Genomic DNA, 950 nt, shown 5'->3' on the forward strand with positions numbered 1-950 from the left:
TCTACAGCAGCGATATTATTTTTATTAAACGACCAATCGCGGATATCTTTGACCGTAATTCCTAAGTCATCCTTGCAACTTTGCCACAACTGTGAAAATTTCGTCCGCTGCTTGGGTTCAAGCAGATTGAAATCTGCATATACCGAGTAACCCCGCATTTCTGTATTAAAAAATCGAGAAATTTGAGTGACAGGTACACCTCCCCAAACAATTGTTTTTCCTTCTGGCAAGTGTATGCCTGTAAGTTTATCTTCAGCCAAAAGACGTTCTTGCATCCCTTTTTTGAATGCATATTTTTCATAAACAAGCTTTGTACCAGCGGGTACACGTATATTTTTAACCACTATCGGTTGTTGCGTCGTATAGTATGGATAGTTTGGCCGAGTCATATTACCCGTTGGATTCATATTACCAACGCAGCCTGTTAAAAGTAATGTAAATGCGACTGATAAAGTTTTTATAGATTGCATTAATAAGCTCCAAAACTCGATTATTTTTATTGTGCTACATAAAATCTTTTACCTAACATTAAAATGAAATAATCAAATGGGCAAGTCTAAGCATCGAACCCTAAAATAAAGACCGTTGTAAAATTTTTTTTCACAACGGTCTATCAGCAAAACCTGCTTGTAAAACTTAAACAGAAATCATCATTTTGCTGCCATGCGAATAGCACCATCCAAACGAATCACTTCACCATTTAAGTAAGAATTTTCGGCAATATGTGCAACCAAACGAGCAAACTCTTCAGGACGACCTAAACGAGAAGGATATGGAACCATTTGCCCTAATGCATCTTGTACGTTTTGCGGTAATCCTTTCAACATTGGCGTTTCCATAATACCCGGTGCAATCACCATAATACGAATCGCATGACGTGCTAACTCTCTTGCGATCGGTAAAGTCATCGCAACAACTGCACCTTTTGAAGCTGAATATGCTGCCTGTCC

General features: G+C 38.4%; 2 protein-coding genes. Both read right to left on the bottom strand.

Annotated elements, in window-relative coordinates; genetic code table 11:
* On the bottom strand, positions 1-470 hold a 470-nt coding region (locus B4237_RS15155), incomplete at its 3' end, for a hypothetical protein (protein WP_286943812.1).
* A 180-nt stretch (positions 471-650) separates the two neighbouring features.
* A partial coding sequence (locus B4237_RS15160) for an SDR family oxidoreductase (RefSeq protein ID WP_286943813.1) occupies positions 651-950 on the bottom strand: 300 nt, incomplete at its 5' end.

It is taken from the genome of Acinetobacter sp. UBA6526 (genome assembly GCF_002434875.1).
In the GTDB taxonomy this organism is placed as follows: Bacteria; Pseudomonadota; Gammaproteobacteria; order Pseudomonadales; family Moraxellaceae; genus Acinetobacter; species Acinetobacter venetianus.